The organism is Pseudomonas sp. S06B 330 (assembly GCF_002845275.2).
In the GTDB taxonomy this organism is placed as follows: domain Bacteria; phylum Pseudomonadota; class Gammaproteobacteria; order Pseudomonadales; family Pseudomonadaceae; genus Aquipseudomonas.
The window spans coordinates 2,932,516-2,954,078 of the sequence record NZ_CP088149.1 but is presented as its reverse complement, the minus strand read 5'-3'; the positions used below and the strand labels follow the sequence as shown (position 1 = coordinate 2,954,078).

Annotated in this window: 17 protein-coding genes; 8 read left to right on the top strand and 9 right to left on the bottom strand. The window is 60.9% G+C overall.

What is annotated here, in order from left to right; translation table 11 throughout:
- Window positions 1–14 precede the first annotated feature (14 nt).
- The 5 genes from CX511_RS13155 to CX511_RS13135 form a co-directional block, all read right to left on the bottom strand.
- Window positions 15–1,451: an APC family permease gene (locus CX511_RS13155; protein ID WP_101293635.1), complete on the bottom strand. Its 1,437-nt coding sequence runs from the start codon at window positions 1,449–1,451 to the stop codon at window positions 15–17.
- Window positions 1,452–1,662: 211 nt separating this feature from the next.
- Entirely contained in the window at window positions 1,663–2,769 is a 1,107-nt protein-coding gene (locus tag CX511_RS13150; RefSeq protein ID WP_101293636.1) for a CaiB/BaiF CoA transferase family protein, read from the bottom strand.
- 98 nt (window positions 2,770–2,867) lie between these two features.
- Entirely contained in the window at window positions 2,868–3,953 is a 1,086-nt protein-coding gene (locus CX511_RS13145) for a Zn-dependent alcohol dehydrogenase (RefSeq protein WP_101293637.1), read from the bottom strand.
- Between the two features lie 83 nt (window positions 3,954–4,036).
- Window positions 4,037–5,158, bottom strand: a complete 1,122-nt coding sequence (locus tag CX511_RS13140) for an acyl-CoA dehydrogenase family protein (RefSeq protein ID WP_101293638.1) — start codon at window positions 5,156–5,158, stop codon at window positions 4,037–4,039.
- Window positions 5,155–6,297 (bottom strand): acyl-CoA dehydrogenase family protein, encoded by a 1,143-nt coding sequence (locus tag CX511_RS13135; protein WP_101293639.1) that lies wholly within the window; start codon window positions 6,295–6,297, stop codon window positions 5,155–5,157. The genes CX511_RS13140 and CX511_RS13135 overlap by 4 nt, the downstream gene beginning before the upstream one ends.
- 143 nt (window positions 6,298–6,440) lie before the next feature.
- Between CX511_RS13135 and CX511_RS13130 the strand changes: the two genes are divergently transcribed.
- Both CX511_RS13130 and CX511_RS13125 read left to right on the top strand, forming a co-directional pair.
- Window positions 6,441–7,229, top strand: coding sequence for an enoyl-CoA hydratase/isomerase family protein (locus tag CX511_RS13130; RefSeq protein ID WP_101293640.1), 789 nt, complete (start codon window positions 6,441–6,443; stop codon window positions 7,227–7,229).
- Window positions 7,195–7,887, top strand: coding sequence for a TetR/AcrR family transcriptional regulator (locus tag CX511_RS13125; RefSeq protein ID WP_231353294.1), 693 nt, complete (start codon window positions 7,195–7,197; stop codon window positions 7,885–7,887). The genes CX511_RS13130 and CX511_RS13125 overlap by 35 nt, the downstream gene beginning before the upstream one ends.
- A gap of 65 nt (window positions 7,888–7,952) precedes the next feature.
- Here CX511_RS13125 and CX511_RS13120 read toward each other — a convergent pair whose 3' ends face one another.
- Window positions 7,953–9,365: a coniferyl aldehyde dehydrogenase gene (locus CX511_RS13120; protein WP_231353293.1), complete on the bottom strand. Its 1,413-nt coding sequence runs from the start codon at window positions 9,363–9,365 to the stop codon at window positions 7,953–7,955.
- 78 nt (window positions 9,366–9,443) lie between these two features.
- On the bottom strand, window positions 9,444–11,159 hold the full coding sequence (locus tag CX511_RS13115) for a hypothetical protein (RefSeq protein ID WP_231353292.1): 1,716 nt from the start codon (window positions 11,157–11,159) through the stop codon (window positions 9,444–9,446).
- 292 nt (window positions 11,160–11,451) lie between these two features.
- Between CX511_RS13115 and CX511_RS13110 the strand changes: the two genes are divergently transcribed.
- From CX511_RS13110 to CX511_RS13085, 6 genes are all read left to right on the top strand, one after another.
- On the top strand, window positions 11,452–12,591 hold the full coding sequence (locus CX511_RS13110) for an acyl-CoA dehydrogenase family protein (RefSeq protein ID WP_101293642.1): 1,140 nt from the start codon (window positions 11,452–11,454) through the stop codon (window positions 12,589–12,591).
- A 30-nt stretch (window positions 12,592–12,621) separates the two neighbouring features.
- Window positions 12,622–13,809, top strand: coding sequence for a lipid-transfer protein (locus CX511_RS13105; protein ID WP_101293643.1), 1,188 nt, complete (start codon window positions 12,622–12,624; stop codon window positions 13,807–13,809).
- 19 nt (window positions 13,810–13,828) lie between these two features.
- Window positions 13,829–14,266, top strand: a complete 438-nt coding sequence (locus tag CX511_RS13100) for a MaoC family dehydratase N-terminal domain-containing protein (RefSeq protein ID WP_101293644.1) — start codon at window positions 13,829–13,831, stop codon at window positions 14,264–14,266.
- Between the two features lie 9 nt (window positions 14,267–14,275).
- The gene (locus CX511_RS13095; RefSeq protein WP_101293645.1) at window positions 14,276–14,692 is read left to right on the top strand and encodes a MaoC family dehydratase; all 417 of its coding nucleotides are present in this window, start codon (window positions 14,276–14,278) and stop codon (window positions 14,690–14,692) included.
- A gap of 33 nt (window positions 14,693–14,725) precedes the next feature.
- Entirely contained in the window at window positions 14,726–15,556 is an 831-nt protein-coding gene (locus tag CX511_RS13090; RefSeq protein ID WP_101293646.1) for an SDR family NAD(P)-dependent oxidoreductase, read from the top strand.
- Between the two features lie 124 nt (window positions 15,557–15,680).
- A complete protein-coding gene (locus tag CX511_RS13085; RefSeq protein ID WP_101293647.1) occupies window positions 15,681–17,249 on the top strand; it encodes a long-chain-fatty-acid--CoA ligase in 1,569 nt (522 codons plus the stop codon).
- A gap of 55 nt (window positions 17,250–17,304) precedes the next feature.
- Here the strand turns inward: CX511_RS13085 and CX511_RS13080 are convergent, their stop codons facing one another.
- Both CX511_RS13080 and CX511_RS13075 read right to left on the bottom strand, forming a co-directional pair.
- Window positions 17,305–20,040: a winged helix-turn-helix domain-containing protein gene (locus tag CX511_RS13080; RefSeq protein WP_101293648.1), complete on the bottom strand. Its 2,736-nt coding sequence runs from the start codon at window positions 20,038–20,040 to the stop codon at window positions 17,305–17,307.
- A gap of 122 nt (window positions 20,041–20,162) precedes the next feature.
- On the bottom strand, window positions 20,163–21,356 hold the full coding sequence (locus CX511_RS13075; protein WP_101293649.1) for a lipid-transfer protein: 1,194 nt from the start codon (window positions 21,354–21,356) through the stop codon (window positions 20,163–20,165).
- Window positions 21,357–21,563: the final 207 nt, after the last annotated feature.

The window sequence follows — 21,563 nt, the reverse complement described above, 5'->3', positions numbered from 1 at the left end:
ACTCCGATGTCTGGTTACTGGCGTTTCAACTGGGCAAGTAAGGCGCTCTCGGCCCCGTCACCAGGCTCATCGATAGACTCGGAACGATGCACAATCCGGCGCAGCACCTCATCAAGGGGCACCGGCTGGAACAAGGCCTGCCCGGTCTTCTTCAGGTAGATAACGCCAAACGCCAGGATCAACGCCGAGCACACCACGGCAATACCCAGTACCTGGGCATCGGCAACCAGTGAGCCAATCATGTACAGGCATGCCCCGATCCCAATCAATTGGGGTAGCGGGTAAAGCGGCGTACGGAAAGGACGGTGGGCATTGGGGTACTTCACGCGCAGTACCAGCACATTGACCTGAGCGATCAGGTACGACATCAGCCACGTAGTACAGGCCACGCTGATCATCATGGTGATCAGCGCGATGTCAGCATGATTGGCCATGGCGTAGACCAACACGATAAGGATCAGCGCCACAACAAAGAAGATACTGAACCAGGGGGTTCTTGCCGTGGGGTGCAGCCAGGAAAAGATCTTCGGCAGCATGCCTTCCCGTGACAGACCGTAGAGCATGCGCGGCACGGCGATCAGGTAGGTGTCACAGGTAGTGACCGCCGCCAGAATCGAGATACTGCCCATGAGGATCAACCCAGGTTGTCCGAGCATGGCCGCAGCCCCATCAACATGGGGGATTGTCGAGGCCGCCAGTTCTTCCAGCGACAAGTAGCGGGTGATGCTCAAGCCAAACAACAGATCGACCAACCAGATGCTTGCACAGCCGAAAATCATTGCCAGGGGGATGGTTCGACCCGGATTTTTGACTTCCTCGGCCAAGGGCGCTACGAACTCCATTCCGATGAAAAGCCAGATCGCCAGGCTCAAATGGCCGAGTTGATCTTGCCAGGAGGCTACTGAGAAAGCGGGTTGTTCGACCAGCTGCGGGGCCGTTTCGAAGCCGGACAAGCCCCAGGCTCCTACGAGGCCAAGCATCAGCATCATGGCGATGGCCAGCGTCGTTTGTACGCGACCGAACAGGTCCACACCTTTCAGATTGATTGCCACCAGTACTGCCAGGATCCCCAGGGAAAACAGATACCACGGCCACCCGGTCAATCGCTCCAGTGACTGGCCACCGATGATCATGTTGGTGCCGCCGTCGGTGCCGACCAGGACGATGTAGCCAGCCAGTACCGCAAACAGGGCTGGTAGTTTGCCCAGTGCAGGCAGTGTGTACTCGCCCACCATGCCGGCTCCCGGCAGCATCGCAGCCAGTTCGGAATAGGACATGGCAATGCACAGAATCACCACCAGAGCCACCAGCGCTACGATGCTGAAGGCAGGCCCGGAAACACCGTAGCCATTACCCAGCGCCACCATGGCCGTACCCGAAACGACCAAGCCCACCGATGTGGAGTAGGCGGCCCAGAACCCCAGGCTGCGGCTCAACTTCAAACTACTCATAACGCACCTCTCCACTATTGTTTTTTTAATGAAAAGCGGTGTGACGTAAACAGGAAGTGGAGGTAACGCTATCAATGCAGCATTGAGGTTGTACATACACCGCCGGGGGTAGACGGGTGCTTATCGGTTGTTTGCGTATCAGCTGAAGCAACGCGCCATACTGGGTCTTCGTGACAGCACCAGCGTACGGCCACAACTCGCTATCGATGCTTCATGACCAAAGACCTTCGCTATCGGCATCAAGCGCCGCTAAGACGTGTTCTGTATGTTCGCCGCGGGTGGGCGTTGCCCTCGGAGTCAGCACTTGACCGTCGAAGCGTGGTGCAGGGTGAGCCTGTAACATGCCGTCGCGCCTGAAGTACACGTCTCGCGCGGTCATATGCGGATGCTCGGAAGATTCACGCGGGCTGAGCACCGGCGCGAAACACACGTCTGTACCTTCGAACAGCTCGCACCACTGCGCACGGGTACGGCTGCCAAAGATGCTCTCGAATGCCGCGCGCTGTTCGCTCCAGCGATCCGTGTCCCATTGCCGTACGAAGCGGGCGTCTTCACTGAGGTCCAACTTTTCCAGCAGCAACGCATAAAACTGTGGCTCCATCGCCCCCAAGGAAATGTAATGGCCATCGGCACAGCGGTACGTGGCGTAGAAATGCGAGCCATCGTGCATACTCTTGCCGCGCTGCTCTAGAATTGCGCCACGTGACGCCATCGACATCAACAGCTGCATCATGTGCGCCGAGCCGTCGACGATGGCCGCATCGACCACAGTGCCTTTGCCGGTCGTGCGCGCATTGAGGATCCCGGCCAGCAGCCCGACCGCAAGATAAAGCGCCCCACCGCCAATGTCGCCGATCATGGTTATCGGCGAAGATGGCGCTTGGCCCTCGGTACCGCAGTAGTACAGCGCCCCAGACAGGGAAATGTAGTTGTTGTCGTGGCCTGCCGCCTTGGCCAACGGGCCATCCTGGCCCCAACCGGTCATACGCCCGTAGACCAGCTTCGGGTTGCGCGCCAGGAGCACCTCTGGGCCCAGACCCAGCCGTTCCATCACCCCAGGACGCATACCTTCGATCAACGCGTCTGCGCTTTCGATCAGCTTGAGCACGGCCGCGCGCCCCTCGGGTGTTTTCAGGTCGGCAATCACCGAGCGTTTGCCCCGATTCATCGCGTTTTTCGCCGCACTCTGGCCTGTGGCAGAAGACGCTTCGCCGCGCTCAACGGCGATGACCTGGGCGCCCAGATCTGCCAGATGCATGGCGCAGAACGGTCCGGGCCCGATGCCACAGATTTCTACAATCTTGATGTCAGCTAACATGCCTATTCTCTTGCCTCGTTCAGTGGTGTGTTTGCCGAGTAGGGCCAGGCCAACACCGCACGGGTATGCCATGCCCTACTCGAACCCTGATCAGCCACTCACTGATCGAAGACAATCACCGAACGGGCGAGCTCGCCACGGCGCATTTCGTCGAAGGCAACATTGATGTCTTCAAGTTTGATGCGCTGCGAAATCATCTCGTCGAGTTTGAGGCGCCCCTGCATGTAGAAATCGGTCAGGCGTGGCAGGTCCACCGGGAAGCGGTTAGCGCCCATGATCGACCCTTGAATGCGCCGTGCTTGCAGAAGCTGGAACGGGTCGAGCTCAAGTTTGGTGCCCGGTTTCATCATGCCGATGATCGTGGCGCAACCACCGCGCTTGAGCATGCCGAAGGCCTGCTCGGCGGTTTGCTTGAGGCCGATGCATTCGAACGAGTGATCGACCCCGCCTCTGCTCAGTTCTATCACCTGTTGTACGGTATCGCCATCTTTGGCGTTGATCACATCGGTGGCACCAAACTGCCGGGCCAGCTCCAGCTTCGAGTCGAGCATGTCGATGGCGATGATCCGGCCCGCCCCAGCCAGTGCCGCACCGTTGATCGCCGCCAGGCCAATGCCGCCGCACCCCAGAACAGCCACGGTCTCCCCGGGGCGCACGTTGGCACTGTTGAAAACCGCACCGGTCCCGGTGGTGACCGCGCAACCGAGCAAGGCGGCGCGGTCAAGCGGCATGTCACGGCGAATGGCAACCAGCGCATGCTCATGCACCAGCATCTGTTCGGCATAGGCGGACAGGTTGGCAAATTGCGGCATCGGCTTTTGCACGTAGGTCAGGCGTGGTTCGTCACCCTTGGCGCGGCGGGTTTCTGCTGACACGCACAATGACAGGTGGCCGGTGACGCAATGGGCACAATGGCCACAATAGACCGACAGACAGGTAACCACGTGATCGCCAGGCTTGACCGTACGCACGTCCGAGCCCACTTGCTCGACGATACCGGCAGCCTCGTGGCCCAGCACCACAGGGGCTGGATGCGGATACATGCCGTCGACAACATGCAGGTCCGAATGACAGACGCCGACGGCGACGGTGCGCACCAACACTTCACGCGGGCCGGGTTTGCTGATTCCGACTTCTTCGATGACCAGCGGGGAGCCTGGGGTGTGGAATACGGCAGCTTTCATGATTGACCTCGATAAAATTTATTGTTGTCTTGGCGTAGTCGCTCGGGCTGTTCACCTTGGCAATGAACAAGCCAGGCAGTGCTTCACAAGCTTCGTTCAGTTAGACCAGCCCAGAATCCCTCGGAACCTGCGGCAATGGCCGCCTGCCCCAGCACCTTGGCCCAATGCGCATCACTGCCGAACTCGTCACGCCAGGACCACAGGCGTCGCGTGGCAAAATGCAGGGTATGTTCATGGGTAAAGCCAATCGCGCCATGCACCTGATGCGCCACCGACGCAGCCAGCGTCGCGGCTTCGCCGGCACACACCTTGGCCGCCGCGATGTCGAATGCCAACGGGCTTGGGCCGTCGCAGGTGCCAGCAAACACCTCGCTCGCGCTGCGCAAGGCGACCTGCACCGCCATGCGCGCGGCACCGGTGGCGCCGGCAATCTGCGCAAGGTATTGCTGCAGTACCTGCTGCTTGCCAATCGGCTTGCCAAACTGCTCGCGCTCATTGGCATACAGCACTGCCTTGTCGAGTGCGGCTTCCAGTGCGCCAAGCAACATGCAGGCACGTAGCAATGCACCGAGGTGCCACACCGGCTCATGCAGATCGGTCAGTTGCAGCCGACCGACGGCGTGGATGGCCGCGTTGGCAAAAACCAGGGTGTCGCGCTCTTCGCCAGCAAGGTTGCTACCGGCCGCAAGGGTGACAGCTACCTGGCGCAGGTCGACCAACGCCAGGTGCTCGGCACCGGCAACCACAGCCCAGCGGCAGCTGCGTGCCCACGGCACGTTAATGGCTCGACCGTCGAGGCGCTGAGCGTCGTGGTCAAATTGCAGGTCATTGCGACGGCCGGCCTGGATCAGGGTAATCGGCCCTTCTGGCACCTGCATCCCGGCGTGGGCCAGCAATGCTGCGCTGAGCATGGTTTCGGCCAGCGGCAAAGGTGCCTGCCAATAGCCGATGGCATGCAGAACCGCACTGGCATCGAGCCAACTGGCACCACTGCCACCTGCGGCCTCAGGCACCAACGCCCCGGGCAAGCCGTTGTCGACGACCAATTGCCAGAGCGAATCAGCCCCATGGCCGGCATCAAAGCGCTCGAGCACTTCACGGGTGACCTGTTGGGCAAACAGCCGCTCGACGCTGTCGGCGATCATGGTTTGCAGTTCAGAAGGCGTGCCATCGTCCACGCCCTGATAGTTGATTGCAGTATTCATCGCAGTCCCAGCCCCCCAGCAATAATGCCGCGTAGAATTTCACGCGTACCGCCTCGCAGCGAGAAGGACGGCGCGCTCTGGGTCAGGAATCGCATCACCTGGTCGAGATCGGAACCGGGCTCTCGCTGATCGCCGAACAGATCGTGAGCGACGTCCGGAATGGCCTGTTCAAGCAGCGCCCCCTGGTCCTTGACCACCGTCGCCGGAATCGCCGGATTCTCGCCACGGGCGAGCATTCCGGCGATGCCCAGCGACATCTGCCGCAGCGCCGCATAACGTGCCGCCAGACGACCAAGGCTGACCGCATGGCGACTGTCTTGCGGGTCGGCCTCGTCGAGCATTGCCAGGTACAACTGGGTGCTGCTCAGGTAGCGCTCCGGGCCACTGCGCTCCAACGCCAGTTCTGCGGTGACCTGTTGCCAGCCATTACCTACCTGGCCAATGACGTAATCGTCGGCAACAAAGACGTTATCCAAAAACACTTCGTTGAAATCATGCTCGCCGAGCATGTTGTAAATCGGCCGTATGGTCACGCCCGGCGCCTTGAGGTCAATCAGCAGCTGCGACAGCCCGGCGCGGCGATTGCCCTCCTCCTTCGGCCCGGTGCGCAGCAGCGTGATCATGTAGTGCGCCAGGTGCGCTCCGGAGGTCCACACTTTGCTGCCGTTGACGATCCAGCCACCCTCGGTTTTTTCCGCACGAGTGCGCACGGCTGCCAGGTCGGAGCCGACATCAGGCTCGCTCATGCCGATCGCCAGCAGAGTTTCGCCACGGGTGATGCCCGGAACGATCTGCGGGGCCAATACCTGCGCAGAAAACTTGATCAGTAGCGGACCACTCTGACGCTCGGCGACCCAATGCGCGCCCACTGGCGCGCCTGCCGCGAGCAACTCTTCGAGCACCACATAGCGCTCCAGCGCACTACGTTCCTGCCCGCCGTAGCGCTTGGGCCAGGTCATGCCCAGCCAGCCACGCTCACCGAGTTTGCGGGTGAACTGCGGCACCAGGCCGACAAGCCCTTTGGCACGTTCAGCCGGTGAATAGTGTTTGAGCTCTTCGGCAAGAAAAGCACGGACCTCGGCGCGCAGCGTTTGCGTCTTGGCGTCCAGCCTACAAGGCCTGATATCGAGTGCCTGCATGGTTTCTGCTCATTAGATTTTTTAGGGACAGGCGACCAAAGTCACTTGTTGGCCGACCAACAAGTGAATAAGCTAGCAGCATTCCCGTAACCGGATCAAGCGCCATCGATCCCGCCGATTCCGCCCTCCATAAGGAACTTCCAATGACAACCCTCGCCCCCTTCACTCCCGGCCGTGGCTTGACCCTTGAACTGCAAGGGCCTATTGCCACCCTCGAGTTCAGCCGCCCACCCCTGAACTTCTTTGATCAGGAACTGATCATTGATCTGCTGGCGGCGCTGGCGTATCTGGATCAGCTACCGGCATGCCGGGTGGTCATCCTGCAGGCCGAAGGCAAGACGTTCTGTGCGGGCGCTGACTTCAATGGATTGGCGCAGAGCGGGGAGAAAGTTCTGCCCCGCCAGCTGTACAAACACGCCGTAGGCCTGTTGCGCACGGCCAAGCCACTGATCGTTGTGGTAGAAGGCGCCGCCATCGGTGGCGGCCTGGGCCTGGCGCTGGTGGGCGACTATCGGGTGACCAGCGAGAAGGCCCGTTTCTCGGCCAACTTCAACCGCTTGGGCATGCACCAGGGTTTTGGCATTTCTGTTACCCTGCCGCGCGTCGTCGGCCTGCAAATGGCCTCCCTGTTGATCGCCACCGGCCGGCGTATCGATGGCGCACACGCGGTACGCATCGGCCTGGCGGATATTCTTGCCGAGCCGGGTGAAGAACGTCAGGCAGCTCGCGCCCTGGCTGAGGAAATCGCCATCAGTGCCCCTCTTGCTGTCATGTCGAGCCGCCAAACGTTACGTGCTGGCCTTGCCGACGCAGTGGATGCGATCATTGATCGCGAGGCCAGCGAGCAAGAGTGGCAGGTCCTCACCCGCGACTTTGCCGAGGGCAACAAGGCGATGCGTGAGCGTCGCATTCCTCAATTCACCGGTACTTGATCAAACGTCTATGGATACTCCCGAGCCAAGCACAGCCAACAGCCCCCGTCGAACCAAGCTGCAAATGCGCACCCAGGCAGAACACTGCATGCTGGAGGCTGCACGCCAGATCGTCGCGCGCAAAGGCTGGATCGGCATCACCCTGGCCGAGGTAGGGCTGCAGGCGGGTTACAGCCGCGGCCTGGCAGCGCATCACTTCGGGACCAAGGCAGGTTTGCTTCGCGCGTTGGCCGGGTTCGTCAATACCACCTTCATGGACACCGTCGAAGACCAAGCGCCCCAGCGCCAGCCAGGGCTGGAGACCTTGCTCGGCTACATCGATGCGTACTTCCTGCGCGACGATGCCGAATGGACCAACACCCGCGCGTTGCTGGCATTGATGGCTGAGGGCGTGACGGTTGAATCAGAGTCCGCAGCGATTCTGGCCGAGTACAACCAGTCAGTGCGAATGACCCTGGCCAGGCAGGTAGAAATTGGCATCGCCAATGGTGAGATCCATGCCAGCACCGATCCGTTGGAAGCTGCCACCCTGATGCTAGGTACGCTGCGCGGCATGATGATGCAATTGCTGCTCGATCCTGCGGCGGTTGACCCGACGCTGCTGCACAAACAGCTGCGTCGGCTCATCGAGGCCTTGCTGACATTGCCCAGCGCTTGAGCTGAACTAAATAGGCTCTTCGCATGCTCACACACGAAGCGCCTCAGCCCCTTCCCTGAAACGACCTAGCGTTTGATCATCGCATCAACCATCTGCCGTACCTGCTCGGTGAAGGGTGGTCGGGTAATGTCCGGCCCCTCTGCCGCGCGCAATACCGGCTTAGGATGACTGAAGGTGACAAAGCCCTGGTGACCGAGATAGCTGCCCATGCCACTGTTGCCGACCCCGCCAAAAGGCAGGCTGTCGACACTGGCATGCAGCGCCACGTTATTGATCGTCACCCCACCCGACACCGTACGTTCAAGGACAAACTGTTCTTCCGCCGCATCGCTGCCAAAATAGTAAAGCCCCAGCGGACGCGGATGAGCGTTGACATAGGCAACCACCTCCTGCATATCCTTGTAAGGTTTGATCGGCAACAACGGGCCGAAGATCTCATCCTGCATAACCTTCAGTTCATCTCCGGGATTACACAGCAGGGTCGGCACCATTTTGTGATGGGGCTGGTCGCGAAAATCCTCCGCAGCGGGGTTCAGCTCGATCAACTCAACACCCGCCGCCCGGGCCTCGGCGAGGTACCCCAGCAGCCGTTCATGGTGGCGGGCATTGATTACTGAGGTGTAATCCGGATTGTCCTTGAGGCTCGGGTAGAGCTTGGCGACCGCCACTTTGACGTGGGCAATGAAATCCTCCAGCGACTCCTCGGGAACGAATACATGATCCGGCGCCAGGCAGACCTGACCGGCATTCAAAAGCTTGCCGGCCATGATCTTGCTCGCCGCGACCTTCAAGTCGGCAGAGCGCGAGACGATGGTGGGCGACTTCCCGCCCAGCTCCAGGGTTACCGGTACCAGGTTCTCGGCCGCCGCACGCATCACATGCTTGCCAACACTGCTGGCCCCGGTGAACAGCAGGTGGTCGAAAGGCAGGCTGCAGAACGCCTGGCCGACCTCAGGGCCACCGGTCACGATAGCGATCTCGTCTTCGGCGAAGGTGGCGCTGAACATCCGTTGCATCAGCTCGGCACACGAAGGGTTCAACTCAGAAACTTTGACCATCGCCCGGTTGCCGGCTGACAGCGCACTGGCCAGCCCCTGGATAACCATACCCACGGGAAAATTCCAGGCCGTGACGATGCCCACCACACCCAATGGCTGGTACTGGATCCACGCCGCGCCGCGATCGACAGCACGCTGTTCGGGTTTCATCCAGTCGGCAATTCGGGCCCGGGTTTTCTTCAGCGACGATAGCGGGCCGAGCAGATCAATGATGCGCGTGAGGTCATGGCTGCGGTGACCGAAGTCGGCCGCCGTCGCTTCCACGATTTCCTGCTTGTTGTCCACCAGCATGCCGATCAGGCGGTCAAACAATTCGCAGCGCTGCTCGGCGCTCCAGACAGGCTTCGACAGATAAGCCGAACGCTGCCTGGCAAGGATCTCGCGCAGGCGCACTACTTCGGGTAATTCAATCATGTTCATTGCAGGGTTTACCTTGTTTTTGTGGGTCGTTGCGCCCCTAAAAGCTTGCACGGGACATTCATCCCGCGCCGCTGTTGGTCAATCGACTTTCTTCATCTTGCTGATGTCCAGACGAACCAGGCCGAAGGCCATGCCGTATTGAATGGCCCCGGCTTCGTTGACCTTGATTGCCGAGTACATGCCATTGAAGCGCGGGTCGCTGCCGGTATGGATCTTCAGCACCGTGTCGCCACTGTCGAGGTCCATGCCGATGTGGTAGCGGTTGTTCCAGTCGCGGGTGAAGTAGCCGTCAATGATCGCCATGCGCCCGCCACCACTGATCATTGGCACTGTCGATATCGACGACACGTCGTTGCGCATCCACAACTGTTTCCAGCCATCCGCCTTCTGGTCCCACTTGAGCATGGCGACACCCTTGGGCCCGGGACGCGTAGCACCGTTGAGCATGCTCACGTAGTAGTTGTCACGGGCCAAGTAAGGGGCATCCTTGCTGATGATGTTGTTGACCACAAAGGCATAGCCGCCATAGGTCGACACCGACTGCTCGGACTGCACGGTGTCGACATCGCTGCCCATGTCGACTTGCTGCTGGTCAGCGATACGCGCCGACAGCGTGCCGGGTTTCTGCGTCCAACCGGCCGGCAACTGGTCGCGCCAGAAGGCGACCAGACGCATTTTCTGCGCGCCATCCGTGATCACCACCAGCTTGTCCTCGTCCGCCCCGAAGCCCATCAGGGTCGGTGTCGAGCCGGTGCCGTCGGCGACTTTCAACGCGGAGATGCGGATGCCGCGGTCATACGCGGCTTTCCAGGCACCGCTGGCCTCGTCGCTGTGAATCTTGCCCTTGGCATCCACTACCAGGCGGTACATGTTCTGGTTGGAAGCGACGTAGACCGCACCGCCGCCAACCTCATCACCATTGGCAAAGCCGTTGAGGAACAGTTCGTCCGCACCCTCGACGGCATAAGTGTCGATAATCTCCAGGGTTCGCGGATCGAGGGTAATGACCTTGCCGCCGACGGTGTTGAGCACCAGGAAGCCATTGAAGGTCATGCCCATGCCGAAGTTGAAATCGACGGAGAAATCAGTACCGTGCTTGACCTTGTCATTGTCATACAACGCCTCCGGCAGCACCCGGACCAACGGCGTTCCCATCCCTGAAGCAGGGTTTTTCGGGTCGAGTTGATCAACGCGGAAAATCTGCCGGCCACCGGCACCAATGAAGGCATCTTCACGGGTCAACATCGAATAGAGGGCGCCGCCGCGCAGCTGATCATTGATGCTGTTGATCATTCTGTTCGGCTGCGAACGCATGAAATCGAGCAAGCCCTTTTCATCCTTGTTGTCGAGCAATCGCTGGACATCCTCGGTCTGCTTCAGGCGTGCGGCGTCGCTGACCTTCTCAAAGCCGGGCAACTTCAGCGGCATTTCAGTACGCGCCACCTCAACCAACTTACCGTCGACCTGGTTGTATTTGCGCAGGCCAAGGCCAGACCACCACCACGTGACCATAGTGTCACCAACCTTGTCGACGAAATGCGGCATACCGCCGGCATCACTGGGCAGGTAGGTCACCGATTCCGGCGTCAGTTCAAAGGAGCCACGCGGCACCGCAATCTCGGTGCTGTCGGTCTGCGCACTGTTCCAATGTGCCTGGTTGCTGAAGGTCTGGGCCAGATACGGGTTCATCGGCGGCGCGGTAACCTGGGCAGTTGCCGCAGCGGACAAACCTGCCAATGCCAGGCCCGCCCCCAAGTGGGCGATACGACGTGTTGTGCTTGTTATTGTTCTCATCGTGAAACTCCTTGAAGAAATGAGTTCAGTGCCTGGGCGCTCGCAGCGCGGGAGCAACACCAACCCCCAGAGCCTACGAAGTCGCTCTTGCTCACTCCCCCCCCCATGATGAGTAGGCTGGCTGCCAGCGCATTGCGCTAAAGAACAGCCGCGCATGCCCGGCAAAAACCTCCCCCCCCACTGCGGGGAGGGATGCTGCGCCAAGCACCCCTTCAGCATTCCTCCAGTCCCTCGGACACCGGCTCCGCTGTTGAGCCACTTGCCGATTCTTTTACAGACACTGGAGTCCGTAATGCACATTCAACGAACTGTCTTTCGCGAAGACCATGAAATGCTCCGCGAAACCGCCCGGCGCTTTTTCGAACGCGAATGCGTGCCACGTCAGGCCGAATGGGATCAGGCCGGTAAGGTCGATCGCCAAACCTGGCTCAAGGCCGGCCGCGAAGGCCTGCTGTGCACGATGATTCCGGCGGAATATGGCGGGGGTGGCGGCGACTTTGGCCACGGCACGGTCATCAATGAGGAAATGCACCGCGCCGGTGTTTCCGGCGTCAGCTTCGGCCTGCACTCGGACATCATTGCCCCGTACATCGTGCGCTTTGGCACCGAAGAGCAAAAACACCGCTGGCTGCCGAGCATCTGCAGCGGCGAAACCATCCTCGCCCTGGGCATGACCGAGCCGGGCAGCGGCAGTGACCTGAAAGCCGCACGCACCACCGCGATCCGCGATGGCGACGAATACGTCATCAACGGCAGCAAGACCTTCATCAGCAATGGCCTGAACTGCGACATGGTCCTGGTGGCCTGCCGGACCGACCTGACGGCGGGCTCCAAAGGCATCAGCCTGATCATGGTTGAGGCCACCCGCGACGGCTTCCGCCGCGGCCGCAAGCTCGACAAGGTCGGACAGCGCGCCTCCGACACTGCCGAACTGTTCTTCGATGACGTGCGGGTACCCGTCAGCAACCTGCTGGGTGAAGAAGGCAAAGGCTTTGCCTACATGATGCAGGAGCTGCCGCAGGAGCGCCTGGGCATCGCCATCTATGCCGCTATTCGCCTGGAGCGCCTGCTTGAGCAAACCATCGACTACGTCAAGGAACGCAAGGCCTTCAACCAGACGGTGTGGGACTTCCAGAACACCAAGTTCAAGCTCGCCGATGCCAAGGCCGCGTCGGTGGCGGTACGCACCATGGTCGATTACTACATCGGCGAGCACATGCGGCGCAAGTTGACCGTGGAAGAGGCTGCCATCGCCAAGTTGTTCGCCACCGAAACCCTGTGGAAACACCTGGACGACATGGTCCAGCTGCACGGGGGGTATGGCTACATGCTCGAGTACCCAGTGGCCCGCGCCTTTGTTGACCTGCGCGTGTCGCGTGTCTTTGGCGGCACCAACGAAGTCCAGCGCGAACTGATCGCTCGCAAGCTGTAATCCCCCTCCTCTGCTACCGAGACCCACGACATGAGCGAAAAAGTTATCGTTGCCGGCGTCGGCATGATCCCCTTCAGCAAGCCGGGCGCAAGCCCAAGCTATACCGAAATGGGCGCAGAGGCCTTGCGCCTGGCGCTGAAAGACGCCGGCCTTGGCTACGACAAAATCCAGATGGCCTTCACCGGTTACGTGTTCGGTGATTCCACCAGCGGCCAGACTGCCCTGTACGAGGTGGGCCTGACCGGTATTCCGGTGGTCAACGTCAACAACAACTGCTCTACCGGGTCGACGGCCCTGTATCTGGCCCGTGCCGCCGTGGCCAGCGGCCAGGTTGATTGCGCCCTGGCCCTGGGATTCGAGCAGATGCAGGCCGGCGCGCTGCGCTCGCACTGGGATGACCGCCCACGCCCACGTGCACGCTTCATGCACGTACTGGAGTCGCTCACCGCAGATGCTGCGGATGTACCGCAAGCCCTGCGTGGTTTCGGCGGCGCGGGTCGCGAGCACATGCAACGTTACGGCACCAGCATGGAAGCCTTTGCGATGATCCGTGCCAAGGCCAGCCGTCACGCTGCCAATAACCCGTTGGCGTTGTTCAAGAACGTGGTGAGCAGCGAAGAGGTATTGAACGACAAGCTCATCTGGCCCGGCGTCATGACCCGCTTGATGGCCTGCCCGCCGACCTGCGGGGGCGCTGCGGCGATCGTTTGCAGTGAAGCCTTTGCCAGAAAGCATGGGCTGCGCACCGACGTGGCGATTCTTGCCCAGTCGATGACCACCGACGTGGTGGAGTCTTTCGATCCGCCTTCGATGATCAGCTTCGCCGGCTTTCACATGGCCCAGGCTGCCGCCAGCCAAGTCTACGAACAAGCCGGCATCGGTCCTGAAGACATCCGCGTGGTTGAGCTGCACGACTGCTTCGCCCACAACGAACTGCTGACCTATGAAGCCCTGGGCTTTTGCCCGGTCGGCGGTGCCGAACGCTTTATTCGTGATGGCGACAACACCTACGGTGGGCAAGTGGTGACCAACCCGTCCGGCGGCCTGCTTTCCAAGGGCCATCCATTGGGTGCAACCGGCCTTGCCCAATGTTACGAGCTGACCCATCAGCTGCGCGGCACAGCCGACAAGCGCCAGGTGGACGGTGTGCAGATCGCCCTGCAACACAACCTTGGCCTGGGTGGCGCCTGCGTCGTCACGCTGTTTGGCAAGAACTGAATACCAGGAGCCAGGTGAAATGGCAGACAAAAGTCTGATCGGACACAAAACCGGCGTGTTCAGTGTCGAGGTGGAAAAAGGCCGCCTGCGCTTCTTCGCCAAGGCCATTGGTGAAACCGATCCGGTCTACACCGACGAAGCCGCCGCGCGAGCCGCCGGGTACAAATCGTTGCCGGTCCCACCGACCTTCCTCAAGTGCCTGGAAAGCGATGGCCGCGACCTGGTGGAGCTGCTCAAACTGGTCGATTTCGACCTGAGCCGGGTCCTTCACGCCGAGCAGTCCTTCGTCTACCACGCGATGGCCTATGCCGGGGATGTGCTGACCTTCGACAGCTTCATTTCCGACATCTACGAAAAGAAAGGTGGCGCCCTGCAGTTCGTGGTCATGGAGGCCCGGGTGACCAACCAGCACGGCGAGCACATCGCCGATATCCGCTCTGCCCTCGTGCAGCGCTAAGGAGACGTCATGAGCGTTGTTTTTTCCGATCTCCAGGTGGGTGAGCAAATCCCGCTGCTGACATTGCAGCCGGTCAACCGCACCACCCTGGCCCTGTATTGCGGGGCCTCGGGCGACCACAACCCGATTCACGTCGACATCGATTTCGCCCGTAAGGCACGGATGCCCGATGTGTTCGCCCACGGCATGTTGTCGGCGGCCTACCTGGGCCGCCTGTTGACCGCCTGGGTGCCGCAACGCCAGGTGCGCAGCCTGTCGGTCCGTTTCACCGGAATCACCCAGCTAGGCCATGTACCGACCTGCACCGGCACCCTCATCGAGAAGTTCGAAGACGCCGGCGAGCAGCGTGTGCGCCTAGCCATTCGCTGTGCCAACCAGCACGGCGAAGAGAAGCTGGTCGGCGAAGCCATCGTCGCGCTGGCTTGATCGTTCACCCCATCATCGTTCAGGAACCCAACAATGAAAAAGCTCGAAGGTAAAGTCGCCCTGGTCACCGGCTCCGGCCGTGGTATCGGTCGGAGCGTCGCCCTGCAACTGGCCGCTTACGGCGCCAAAGTAGTGGTCAATGATCTGGACGCGGCCCCGGCCGAAGAAGTCGTAGCGCAAATCCGCGAAGCCGGTGGCGAAGCCGTCGCCTGTGTGGGTAGCGTGACCGCCGCCGATTTCGCAGAACGTTTCGTGCAGACTGCAGTACAGAACTACGGCGCTATCGACATCATCATCAACAACGCCGGCTACACCTGGGACAACGTCATCCAGAAAATGACCGACGAACAGTGGTATGCGATCATCGACTGCCACCTGACCGCACCGTTTCGCATTCTGCGCGCCGCGCAGCCGATCATCAGCGCCCAGGCCAAGAAAGACGCCGCCGAAGGCCGCGAAGTGTTGCGCAAAGTGGTCAACATCTCCTCGGTGGCCGCAGGCGGCAACGCCGGCCAATCCAACTACTCCTCTGCCAAGGCCGGCATCATCGGCATGACCAAGACCCTGGCCAAGGAATGGGGGCGCTTGAAGGTCAACGTCAACGCCGTGGCCTTCGGTTTCATTGATACCCGTCTGACCCAGGCGCTGGCAGGCGACGAGAGCAAGACGGTCAATATTGAAGGCCGCGAAATCAAGGTCGGTGTGCAGCAAGAACGCATCGATACCGCCAGTGCTGCGATTCCCTTGGGGCGCCCAGGCACTCCCGAAGAGGCTGCGGGTGCGGTGGTGATGCTGTGCCTGCCGGAAGCCAACTACGTGACCGGGCAAGCCCTGGTCTGTGGTGGTGGCTACGGCAACCTCTAAGCGGCCGTTTGTCTCCCCGGGCATTCTCCCCCGTCACGGTGGGAAGAATGCCCGGACAATGTGAGATCACGGCCTGCAAGACACCTCGCAAGTGCACACTACAAAAACAAGATGGGAGGTTTCGATGTACATGACCCAAGGGCTGCAGCGCCATATGCAGCAGCGTCCCAATGCCACGGCCATTCGTTATCAGGGCCGCAGCCTGACTTTTGCCCAGTTGGGTGATCGCGTCGCTCGCCTGGCTGGCGCACTCAAAGGCCTGGGCGTGACCAGTGGAGAGCGTGTGGCGATGCTCTCACTCAACTCGCAGCGCTACATCGAGTATTACCAGGCGGTGCCCTGGGCCGATGCGGTGCTCAATCCAGTGAACATCCGCTGGAGCGCGGCAGAGATCATCTATTCCCTGGATGATTCGCAAACCTGCGTATTGATCGTTGATGACGCCTTTCAAAAGTTGGGCGCTCAGGTCGCCGTCGAGGCGCAAAGCATTCGGCTGGTGATCTATGCCGGTGACGGCGAAACCCCCGAGAGCATGCTCAATTACGAGACACTGCTCGCCACCCATGAGCCGGTGGCAGACGCGCACCGCTGTGGCGACGCGCTGCTGGGTATCTTCTATACCGGCGGCACCACCGGCTTTCCCAAAGGGGTGATGCTCAGCCATAACAATATGGGTATTTCCGCCCTGGCCAACCAAGACCGGGTGGGCTATGGCGCACACACCCGCTACCTGCATGCCATGCCGATGTTCCACCTGGCGGACCTTGCCGCGATGGTCGTGCTGTTCATCAGCGGTGGCATGCATATCGTGCTGCCCAGCTTCAAACCGCAGGAGGTGCTTGAACAGATCAGCCAGGAGCGTGCCAGCGACACCCTGCTGGCGCCGACCATGCTGCAGATGCTGCTCGACTGGCGCCAGGCGAAGCTGGCCAGCGCAGCACTGGACCTGAGCTCGTTGCGGGAAATCACCTACGGCGCCTCGGCCATCACCCCGGCCTTGCTCGACCGCGCCCGCCAGACCTTTCCAATGGCCCAGTTCGCCCAAGGCTATGGCATGACCGAAATGGCCCCTGGGATCACCATGCTCGGCGCCGAATACCACTGCGAAGAACATCAGCGCAGCGGCAAGATGTATTCGGCCGGGCTGCCGATCAGTTGCGTGGAAATCCGTATTGCCGATGCCGAGGACCGCGAAGTGCCGCGTGGCACGGTCGGCGAAATTCTCGTGCGGGGACCGAACGTGATGCTGGGCTACTGGAAAAAACCGGAAGCTACTGCCGAGGCCTTGCGCGGCGGCTGGATGCATACCGGTGACGGCGGCTACATGGACGAAGACGGTTTCATTTACATCTGCGACCGCCTGAAAGACATGATCGTCAGCGGCGGCGAAAACATCTTCACCGCCGAAGTCGAGAACGCCATCGTCAACCTGACGGGCGTCGCCCAGGCCGCGGTAATTGGTATTCCCAGTGACAAATGGGGGGAAACGGTGCACGCGGTGATCATCCTCAAGCCCGGCGCCAGCGTTAGCGCAGACGATGTGGTCGCCCACTGCCGGGAGCGGATTGCCGGGTACAAGGTGCCGCGCAGCATCGAGTTTCGCGATGCGCTGCCGATGTCCAGCGTCGGCAAGGTGCTGAAGAATGAGCTGCGCAAACCGTTCTGGGAGAATCGTCTGAGCAACGTCAACTGAAGGTCGCAACGCCGCAAGCACAAAGGCCGGTATCGCTGCCGGCCTTTGTTTTCAACTAGCTGATATGCAGGTCGCGCCATTTGGCAATCGCTTCGACCCTGCCGGCCACACCCAGCTTGGCGAAGAGATTCTTGATGTGCCATTTCACCGTTTCCGGCGACACCCCGAGGGTACGGGCAATCTTCTTGTTGGTCATCGCTTGTGCCATCAGTTGCAGCACCTCGGTTTCTCGCTCACTCAAGCTTGCCAGCGGCGAAGCTGCCTTGCGCTCGGGGTTCACTGTCGGCCTGGTGGCAGTGATCAATCGCTGCGCGTAAAAGGCCAGTACCGGGCCAAGTACGTTGGCTTGCAGCAGTTGACTGAGTAGCAAGGGCAACTGCGGCGCGACATCGAGCAGGCTGCGTACCAGGCCTAGCCGATGCCCCTGACGCAAGACTTCGGTCAATTGCTGCTGAGCTTGCTCGTCGTGCCCACGCCCTGCTTCGGCAATCGACAGTTGCAGGCGTGCAATGGTAGCTAGCTGCCAGTGCCGAGCCGATTCACACAGGTTGATCAGCGCGGTGATTTGCTCGATTGCCTGATTGAATTCGCGCTGATACAGACTCAACTCGACAGCGGCGCGCATTGCCAGCAAATGGATGATCAACGGCGTGCCGCGCTGAATACCAGCATTTTTGTCGGCCAGCGCCTTAAGCGCTGCCAACTGCACCTCGGCCTGTGAGGACTGGAATTTTTCCAGGTGCCAACGCATGCGCACGTACAGCACCCAGGCGAGCAGTCGGCCCAGGTCGTAGCGCTGGGCATAGTCCTTCAGGCGCTCCAGATAGGCCAGCGCCTGGCTTGATTCGCCCTTGAGCCAATAAGCCCGGCTCAGCGCCAACAGACTGTGCAGAACGATGTTGGGCAGGGATATCCGCTCAAGAATGTCCAGGCGTGGTTCCAGCAGTTGGCAGACCTCGGCCAGGTTGCTCTGTTCGTACAGCAAACTGGCCAGGAACGCAGCGGCGGCATGCCCGGCAACCGCTGCACTGTTGCCGTGCGGCTTGGCCTCTTCGAGGGTGTTGCGAAAGATATTTTCCGCTTCGCTGATACGCCCTTCATGAACCAGACTGACGCCGTAGATGCAGCGCCCGATCAGGGTCCGGCGCGGTGAGGTATTGGGACGGTCGCTGTGCTGGATGATAGCGCGTACACGCGAGTGATCACCGCTGAACAAATACAGCCAGGCCAGAATGGAAGCGCGGCCGGTCAAGATTAAATCGTCGGCATCGTCAGGTATCGCTTCCAACTCCGGGGCAAGCGACCAAGCCGCTTCCGTCTGGTCGCGCTGCATGGCCAGCGTGCCACGGGTGACCAGCAGGCCTTGGCGTTGAACCGCGCTAAGCCGGTGCTGTTGCGCCTCCAGGTGATCGAGGATCTGTTGCCCTTCGGCAAAGTTGTGCGCATGCAATTGCAACTGCGCCATCACCAATTGCAGGCTGTAGCGCTCGCGCATCTGCTCCATGGGCAACTTGCGCAGCAGGTTGGGTAACTGGCTCAAGGAGCCACGCGCCATTAACTCGTGTGCGCAGGCTTCGACAATGTCGGCGGCGATCTGGAAGTCGCCGGCCAGCACCGCGTGGCGAACCGCCTCGTCGATGTAACCTTGTTCGAAGAGCCAGTCCCGGGCGATCGCATGGAGTTTGCTTTGCTGTTCCTGGGACTGACGGCTCAGGTGGTCGCGCAGGACTTCGCGCAACAGCGGATGGAGGCGGTACCAGGTTTCCCTGTCGTGGCTCTTGATCTGAGTAATGAACAGGTTCTCGCTGTCCAGGCGGGTCAGCTGGCTCATCATCCCGGCAATGGCATGAGGCTTGCCGACCAGCCTGGCACACAGGGGCGCGGTAAAGCGGTTGCAAAGCGAAGCGCAGGTCAGCAACTGCAGGTCAGCCGCGGGCAAGTGCTGCAGCACTTCCTGCTCGAAGTACTGTGCAAATGCACCCGCACCACGAACCTGCATGCGGTTAAAGCCACTGCCGTGCTTGGACTTCAAGTCGATCGCGAACAGTTGCAGGCCGGCCACCCAGCCATCGGTCAGGTCGTGCAGGACCTCGGCGTCGTGCTGGCTGATCTGACCAAACTGTTGGCGTAGGTACTGCGCTGACTCTTCAGCACTAAACCGCAGATCACGCAGGTCAAACTCGCTCAGTTGGCCCTGGGTGCGCAGGCGGGCGAGCGGCAATGCGCTGGGTAATGCGCTGCGTGTACCAAACACCAGGTGCAGGTTCGTCGGCGCGTAGTCGAGCAGCCAGCCTAGCACGTTGAACAAGTCCGGATCGTTGAGGTGATGCAGGTCATCGATCATCAGCACCAGGTCATTGCCGTGTTGGGCGATATTCTGCAGCAGCACGATGATCCAGTGTTCCAGCGCCAGCTCACCGCCCTCCTCACCGAGTAGCTGGGTGGCCTCCCGGGTTATTGCGCTGTCTACTTCAGCCACGCTCGCCAACAAGCAGTTGGCCAGTCGCGCGGGCTCATTGTCTTCACCGGTCAACGACAGCCAGGCCACATCGAAATCAATCGCCACCAGTTCTCGACGCCAGGCCAGCAAGGTGCTGGTCTTGCCACTGCCCGCAGGCCCCTGTATGGCCACGCAGCGCTGCCGGCGCGCCTCCATCAGACGGCTCATCAATACCGCGCGCGGCATCAGTTGGCGAGCCCCGCGTGGGGGGATGACCTTGGTGTCGGGGATCAGCTGAAGCGCGCGGTCGGCTGACAGGTGAAGTTTCGGGCCAGGAGGTGGTATAGGCATCGACAGAATTCCAGAGACGATCTTCTGCGGGTGCAGACCGACAGTTTAATACACAGGCTACGCCACGCGCCTTCGCTTCATTCGCAATAAGCGCGTGCGCCGGTCAAAGCGCACGCGAGCGTTCAGGCCCGCCCGTACAGGGTAACGACGCAGGCACCGCCCAGGCCGAGATTGTGCTGCAGGGCCAGACTCACGCCTTCGACCTGACGCTTGTCGGCCGTGCCGCGCAATTGATGGGTCAGTTCGTAGCACTGGGCAAGGCCGGTGGCGCCCAATGGATGGCCCTTGGAAAGCAGGCCGCCGGATGGGTTGGTGACCACGCGACCGCCGTAGGTGTTGTCGCCGTCGAGCACGAACTTCTCGGCGCCGCCCACCGGGCACAGCCCGAGGGCTTCATAGGTCAACAGCTCGTTCTGGGCAAAGCAGTCATGCATCTCGGCGACCAGAATGTCCTGTGGACCAACGCCGGCCTTCTCGTACACTTCGCGGGCGGCGCGCTGGGTCATGTCGAAACCGACGGTCTGGATCATCGATGCCGGCTCGAAGGAAATCCCGCGATCACTGGTCATCGACTGCGCCACAATCACCACATCAGTGCGCAGACCGTGCTTTTTGGCGAACGCTTCGCTGCAAATGATCGCCGCCGCCGCGCCACAGGTGGGTGGGCAGGCCATCAGGCGTGTCATCACCCCAGGCCAGAGTACTTGATCGTTCATCACGTCTTCGGTGGTGACGATTTTGCGGAACAGCGCCAGCGGGTTGTTAGCGGCATGACGACTGGCCTTGGCGCGGATCGCGGCAAAGGTACTAAGCTCGGTGCCATAACGTTGCATGTGCTCACGTCCGGCGCCACCGAACTGACGCAGTGTCAACGGCACACCGATCGCGGCGGCATCAGCGGTCAGTTCATTGGCCACCCCCAGGTGCTTGCCCATACAGGCCGGACGGTCGGTGAACACCGCCCCCAGAGCCCCGGGCTGCATCTGTTCAAAGCCCAGCGCCAGCGCGCATTCGACGGCCCCGCTCTCCACCGCTTGACGCGCCAGGTACAAGGCTGTGGACCCGGTGGAGCAATTGTTGTTGACGTTCACTACCGGCACGCCACTCATCCCCACTTCGTAGAGTGCCGATTGACCGCAAGTGGAGTCGCCGTAGACGTATCCAACGTAAGCCTGCTGAACCAGACGGTAGTCCAGCCCCGCGTCTCTCAATGCCTGGCGAGTGGCTTCAGCGCCCATCTCGATATAGGACTCACTAGCGCCGGGCTTGAGGAACGGGATCATGCCAACCCCGGCAACATATGGTTTGTGCGACATCACCTTCTCCCTAAAAAATTAAGCACTCTGCGGCTTCTCACTGCTACTGCCCGATATTCGGAACAACACCAGCGGCCATCGTTGCCAAGCAGCGCCGGGCTGTACCCGCACCCTGCGGGGGGGATAAGGGGTGGCCCCCCCAATCTGGCGAGGCATTGCGCCTGCTCCTCACGATAATTTAGGCATTGCATAAACCAGCAGTAATCG

Coding starts and splice junctions, on each gene's coding strand:
- CX511_RS13155 (WP_101293635.1), bottom strand. CDS start 1,451: ATGAGTAGTTTGAAGTTGAGCCGCAGCCTGGGGTTCTGGGCCGCCTAC.
- CX511_RS13150 (WP_101293636.1), bottom strand. CDS start 2,769: ATGTTAGCTGACATCAAGATTGTAGAAATCTGTGGCATCGGGCCCGGA.
- CX511_RS13145 (WP_101293637.1), bottom strand. CDS start 3,953: ATGAAAGCTGCCGTATTCCACACCCCAGGCTCCCCGCTGGTCATCGAA.
- CX511_RS13140 (WP_101293638.1), bottom strand. CDS start 5,158: ATGAATACTGCAATCAACTATCAGGGCGTGGACGATGGCACGCCTTCT.
- CX511_RS13135 (WP_101293639.1), bottom strand. CDS start 6,297: ATGCAGGCACTCGATATCAGGCCTTGTAGGCTGGACGCCAAGACGCAA.
- CX511_RS13130 (WP_101293640.1), top strand. CDS start 6,441: ATGACAACCCTCGCCCCCTTCACTCCCGGCCGTGGCTTGACCCTTGAA.
- CX511_RS13120 (WP_231353293.1), bottom strand. CDS start 9,365: ATGAACATGATTGAATTACCCGAAGTAGTGCGCCTGCGCGAGATCCTT.
- CX511_RS13115 (WP_231353292.1), bottom strand. CDS start 11,159: ATGAGAACAATAACAAGCACAACACGTCGTATCGCCCACTTGGGGGCG.
- CX511_RS13110 (WP_101293642.1), top strand. CDS start 11,452: ATGCACATTCAACGAACTGTCTTTCGCGAAGACCATGAAATGCTCCGC.
- CX511_RS13105 (WP_101293643.1), top strand. CDS start 12,622: ATGAGCGAAAAAGTTATCGTTGCCGGCGTCGGCATGATCCCCTTCAGC.
- CX511_RS13100 (WP_101293644.1), top strand. CDS start 13,829: ATGGCAGACAAAAGTCTGATCGGACACAAAACCGGCGTGTTCAGTGTC.
- CX511_RS13095 (WP_101293645.1), top strand. CDS start 14,276: ATGAGCGTTGTTTTTTCCGATCTCCAGGTGGGTGAGCAAATCCCGCTG.
- CX511_RS13090 (WP_101293646.1), top strand. CDS start 14,726: ATGAAAAAGCTCGAAGGTAAAGTCGCCCTGGTCACCGGCTCCGGCCGT.
- CX511_RS13085 (WP_101293647.1), top strand. CDS start 15,681: ATGTACATGACCCAAGGGCTGCAGCGCCATATGCAGCAGCGTCCCAAT.
- CX511_RS13080 (WP_101293648.1), bottom strand. CDS start 20,040: ATGCCTATACCACCTCCTGGCCCGAAACTTCACCTGTCAGCCGACCGC.
- CX511_RS13075 (WP_101293649.1), bottom strand. CDS start 21,356: ATGTCGCACAAACCATATGTTGCCGGGGTTGGCATGATCCCGTTCCTC.